The organism is Mesorhizobium sp. M4B.F.Ca.ET.017.02.2.1 (genome assembly GCF_003998955.1).
Lineage (GTDB): Bacteria > Pseudomonadota > Alphaproteobacteria > Rhizobiales > Rhizobiaceae > Mesorhizobium > Mesorhizobium abyssinicae.
Window position 1 is genome coordinate 1 of record NZ_RZOF01000400.1, and the last position, 5,309, is coordinate 5,309.

General features: G+C 65.6%; 3 protein-coding genes and 1 pseudogene. 2 read left to right on the forward strand and 2 right to left on the reverse strand.

Annotated features, from left to right (window positions below; all coding sequences use genetic code 11):
- The coding region (locus tag EN738_RS30300; protein WP_127286830.1) for an aminopeptidase N C-terminal domain-containing protein at positions 1 to 860 on the forward strand (860 nt) is incomplete at its 5' end.
- A 176-nt stretch (positions 861 to 1,036) separates the two neighbouring features.
- The gene (locus EN738_RS30305) at positions 1,037 to 3,358 is read left to right on the forward strand and encodes a PAS domain-containing sensor histidine kinase (RefSeq protein ID WP_127286831.1); all 2,322 of its coding nucleotides are present in this window, start codon (positions 1,037 to 1,039) and stop codon (positions 3,356 to 3,358) included.
- Positions 3,359 to 3,499: 141 nt separating this feature from the next.
- Here EN738_RS30305 and EN738_RS30310 read toward each other — a convergent pair whose 3' ends face one another.
- Together EN738_RS30310 and EN738_RS30315 are read right to left on the reverse strand one after the other, a co-directional pair.
- Positions 3,500 to 3,970 carry a hypothetical protein gene (locus tag EN738_RS30310; protein WP_127286832.1) on the reverse strand — a complete coding sequence of 157 codons (471 nt, stop codon included), beginning with the start codon at positions 3,968 to 3,970 and terminating at the stop codon, positions 3,500 to 3,502.
- A 144-nt stretch (positions 3,971 to 4,114) separates the two neighbouring features.
- A pseudogene (locus tag EN738_RS30315) lies at positions 4,115 to 5,309 on the reverse strand (bifunctional [glutamine synthetase] adenylyltransferase/[glutamine synthetase]-adenylyl-L-tyrosine phosphorylase); the annotation flags it as partial.

A 5,309-nucleotide genomic window follows, 5' to 3' on the forward strand; every position in this document is an offset into this window, starting at 1 on the left:
AGCCGCCGGGCTTTGCCCAGCGGCTCACCGAACTTGCCGGCAGGATCGCCGCCGACGAGACGCTGGAGCCGGCCTACCGGGCGCTGGCGCTTTCGCTTCCGGGCGAAGCCGACATCGCCCGCGACATCGGCAAGGGCATTGATCCCGATGCCATCTTCGCCGCCCGCGAGGCGCTGGCACTGGCCATTGCCAGGGCGAACCGGGAAAACTTCACCGGCCTCTATGAGCGGCTTGCCGACAAGGGGCCATTCAGCCCCGATGCGGCGAGTGCGGGCCGGCGGGCGCTGCGCAACATCCTGCTCGACTATCTGGCGCTGCTGCTGGAAGGCGCCGCGCTTGCGGCAACTCACTTCCGCTCCGCCAGCAACATGACCGACCGCGCGGCAGCGCTGACCGTGCTGGCGCACCGCCATGCCGGGTCGGCCGAAACGCAACAGGCGCTGGTCGATTTCGAGGCCAAGTACCGCAACGATGCGCTTGTGTTGGACAAATGGTTCCAGATCCAGGCCGGCGTGCCCGGGTCGAAGACCGTCGAGACGGTGCGCGCGCTGACCGGGCATCCGGCCTTCTCGATGGCCAATCCGAACCGTGTGCGCTCGCTCATCGGCACCTTCTCCAGCGCCAACCAGACCGGCTTCCACCGCGCCGACGGCGAAGGCTATCGCTTCTTCGCCGAGACCGTGCTCGAGGTCGAGAAACGCAATCCGCAGGTGGCGGCCAGGCTGGCGACCGCGTTGCGCTCCTGGCGCTCGCTGGAGCCGGGGCGCCAAGCCAAGGCCAGGGAGGCGCTGCTTGCGATCGCAGGCACGGAAAAGCTGTCGGCGGATCTAAGGGATATCGTCGAGCGAACGCTGGCGTGACTAGCGATCTCCCCCCTCGTGGGGGAGATTGGCAGTTTCGACGAATTTCAATCAATTTTTAATCTTTTTTGGCCGCGCCTCTGGACAAGGCGAATCACCTTTGATTCTTTAATGACGATTCGGACGTGCGGCGTAACCGGATCATCAAGCAGAGGGAATTCGGGGAGTAGCCATTTATGGCCAAGGCGGACGCGTGGGGCGCGCCCGGAGGGAAGGCTTTTGAGCGTCGCAACGCGCGGCGCGACGGTCTTGCCGGCAATACCCGGCTGATCGCCGAACCCGCCTATAGGCGGCTGCTGGCGGCCGAGCCTTGGCTGCGCCGCTCGATCCCTGCCCTCATCATCATCTTCCTGATCGTCATCGCCGCGCTGCGCGTCCTGTCGCTGATGAACGAGCGCGACGAGGTCGAGCGCGACGCCAAGGCAATCCTTGCGCTGGCGGTGGGCCAGATGGCGAGCGCGATCGCCGCCGACCCGAATGCGGCCACCGTCAGCGCCGCGGACCTGATGGAGAGCACCGGCCGCCAGGGCGCCATGGGCCGCAGCCATGTGCTGGCGATCACCGACGGCAGCTTCAAGATCATCGCCGTGTCGCCGCTGTCGAGCGGCTGGCAGGGGCGTTCGCTGGACAGCCTCGTTCTCGGCGGCCAGCCGCTGTTCATGTTCGGCGAGCGCGCCGGCGTCATGGAGGTCAGCATCGGCGGGCAGGATTGGTACGCGGCGATGAGCCTGACGGCCAGCCGCAAGAACGCCGCCGCCGCTCTGGTTCCGAAAGACGCAGTCTTCGACAGCTGGCGCAAGACGGTCTCGCTCAACGTCACCCTGTTCGTGCTGACGGCCGGCGTGCTGATCATCATCCTCTACGCCTATTTCGGCCAGGCGGCGCGCGCCCAGGCCGCCGACCGCATTTACCTCGAGGCGCATCAGCGCATCGACATGGCGCTGGTGCGCGGCCGCTGCGGCCTGTGGGACTGGGACATGGTGCGCGGCAAGATGTACTGGTCGCGCTCGATGTACGACATGCTGGGTTACGAGCCTTGCGACACGATGTTGTCCTTCGGCGAGGTCGACGAGATCATCCATCCCGAGGACGGCGACCTGTTCGAGCTTGCCAACCGCATCGTCGAGCGCGAGATCGACCATATCGACCAGGTGTTCCGCATGCGCCACGCCGACGGCCAATGGGTATGGATGCGCGCGCGGGCCCAGGTGATCGACCCCGAGGCGCCGGAGATCCAGCTGATCGGCATCGCCGTCGACGTCACCGAGCAGCGGCATCTCGCGCTGCGCTCGGAGGCGGCGGATCTGCGCTTGCGGACCGCCATCGAGAACATCAACGAATCCTTCGTGCTGTGGGATGCCGCCGAGCGGCTGATCATGTGCAATTCCAAATACCAGAAGGACAACGGCCTGTCGGACCGCGACGTGATGCCGGGCGCAGTGCGCGCCGTGCTGGAGGAGCGGATGCTGGCCTTCGCCTCGGAGCGCAGGCTGGCCAACGCCAACGGTCCACAGGGCGGCTCGACATTCGAGCGCCAGCTTGCCGACGGCCGCTGGCTGCAGGTCAACGAATTGCGCACCAGGGACGGCGGCACCGTCTCGGTCGGCTCCGACATCACCCAGATCAAGCTGCACCAGGAAAAGCTGGTCGACAGCGAACGACGGCTGATGGCGACGATCCACGACCTCAGCCTCGCCCGCCGGGCGGAAGAGGAGCGCGCCAGGGAACTGGTCGAACTCAACCGCAAATACATGAAGGAAACCGAACGCGCCGAGGCGGCGAACCGGGCGAAGTCGGAATTCCTGGCCAACATGTCGCATGAGCTGCGCACGCCGCTCAACGCCATCATCGGCTTCTCCGAATTGATGGAACAAGGCCTGTTCGGGCCGCTCGGCTCGCCGCGCTACGAGGAATATGCCACCGACATCAACGGCAGCGGCAAGTACCTGCTCGGCGTCATCAACGACATACTCGACATGTCGAAGATCGAGGCCGGCCAGTTCTCGATGGACCGCGAGGAGATCGACCTCTGCCCGCTGATCAAGGAGACGGTGCGCGTCATCTCGCTGCAGGCGGCGGAGAAGTCGATCACGGTGGAGACCCGCATCGCCGATGCGATGCGGCTGTTCGCCGACCGCCGCGCGATCAAGCAGATCGCCATAAATCTGCTTTCCAACGCCGTGAAGTTCACCGGTCAGGGCGGGCACATCTCGGTGCGGGCGCGCAGCGCTTCAGGAGCGCTGGTTCTGACGATCGAGGACAATGGATGCGGCATCCCCAAGGCGGCGCTGAGCAAGCTCGGCCGGCCGTTCGAGCAGGTGCAGAACCAGTTCTCCAAGAACCATGCCGGGTCGGGCCTTGGGCTCGCCATCTCGCGCTCGCTGGCCGAGCTGCAGGGCGGCGCGTTGAAGATCCGCTCGACCGAAGGCGTCGGCACGATCGTGTCGGTGCGCATCCCGCTGAAGAAGGCGACGCCTTCGGTAAAAGCTGCGGCCTAGTTTTTCAGCTTCGCGTGTTTCAGAATCCGGCTATGTCGGCGGGACAGCACCCCCTCTGTCCGGCAGGACAGAGGGGGGCGCGAAAGAACGTGGCCTTTCGAGAGTCCGGCACTCCAGTCGCCGGATCCAGATCATTCAGCCTCACTGCACGCCGTCGTCGCCGTCCCACTGCCGATGACGTCCGAAGCGGCCGCCCTTCGGCAACTCGCCCTTTTCGATCTTGCCGTCATTGTTCCTGTCCAGCATGGCGAACAGCTTCTTCTGGCGGCTCGTGATGTCGTCTGCGGTCAGCGTGCCGTCGCCCCTGGTGTCGTAGCGCGCGATGATGCGCCTTGCCATGCGCTCGAAGCGCGCCTTCTCCAGCGCGTCGGCGAGCTCGCCGACAGTCAGCCTGCCGCCATTCTCGGCGACGAGCTTCTTCAGCCGCGAGTCCATGGCGTCGGAGAACTGGTCGAAGGTGATGGCGCCGTTGGGGTCCTTCAGCGCCTCGTCGAGGCGCTGCATCATGTCGTCACGCATTTTGGCGCTGGCGTTGTTTTCGGCATAGGCCGTGGTGCCGACAGCGCCCGCGAGCGCCATGAAAGCAAGGGCAAGCTTGGTAGACTTTCTCATGGTCTTCTCCTGTTGCATCGTCACCCCCGATGCCAGGACGGCAACCTCTCAATCAGATTTCAGGCCGCCATCCATCTCTTTGTTCGAGCATCGGATTTCCTCCGCATCGGGCCCGACGCTCTCGCCGTAACATTCATCCCTTCGTCATGAGTTCTTAGCACGCAGCAAGAGGTCGAAATCCTGTCTGACCTTTCGCGACGTGTCCTTGAGATGCGCTTCCAGAACAGCGAAATCCGGCAGGTCGGTCACCGCCAGAAGCAGATCCGAGAGCCCCGGCGGCACGTCGTCGCGCTGGAACTCACCGGTCAGGCAGAGCCTGATCATCTGGGTCAGCGCGAGATAGAGCGCGTAGGCATCGCACAGCTGCTGCCTAATATCGGCGCCGGCGAAATCGGGAGAAAGCCGCGCCAGGATGTCGGCCGTCGCGGTCACCCTGCGGCCGGCCTCGACGACATGGCCGGTGAGCACCGCCACCTGGGCGATGAATTCGAGATCGATCAGGCCGCCTGGGATCAGCTTGATGTCCCAGCGGTCGCGCGGCGGCTTTTCTTTCTCGATCAGCGCGCGCATCTCCGACGCCTCGGCCACAACCTTGGCGGCGTCGCGCTGCAGGGCCAGCACGGCGGCCACCTCCGTCTCCACCTCGGCGCAGAGTGCTGCGTCACCGCCTATGGCGCGCGCCCGCGCCAGCGCCATGTGCTCCCAGGTCCAGGCGTCCTGGCGCTGGTATTTCTTGAAGGCATCGACATGGGTGGCGACCGGCCCCTTGTTGCCGGAGGGGCGCAAGCGAAGGTCCAGCTCGTAGAGCACGCCCTCCGCCGTCGGCGCCGAGACGGCGGCAATCAGGCGCTGCGTCATGCGGGTATAGTAGTGGGAGGGCGCAAGCGGCTTTTCGCCGTCGGACTCCTCTGCGTCCGGATCGTGGTCGTAGAGCAGGATCAGGTCGACATCGGAGCCCGCTGTCAGCTCGCGGCTGCCGAGCTTGCCCATGCCGAGCAGCGCCACGGTGCCGCCGGCGATGCTGCCGTGGCGCAGCGCGAATTCGGCGATGACCGCCTGCAATGCCGCCTCGATGGTGAGATCGGCAAGGTCGGAAAAGGCGCGGCCGGCGCGGGCCGGATCGATGGCGCCGGCAAGCAGCCTGACGCCGATCAGGAATTTTTGTTCCGAGGCAAAGATGCGCAAGCGATCGAGCACGTCCTCGTAGGCGCGGTCGCCCTCGATGAAAGCGGCGAGCCGCGCCGAGAGATAGGCGCGGTCGGGCAGTTCGGCGAGCAGAGCCGGATCGAGCAGGCCGTCGAAGACATGCGGCCGGCGCGGGATGATGGCGGCAAGCCTC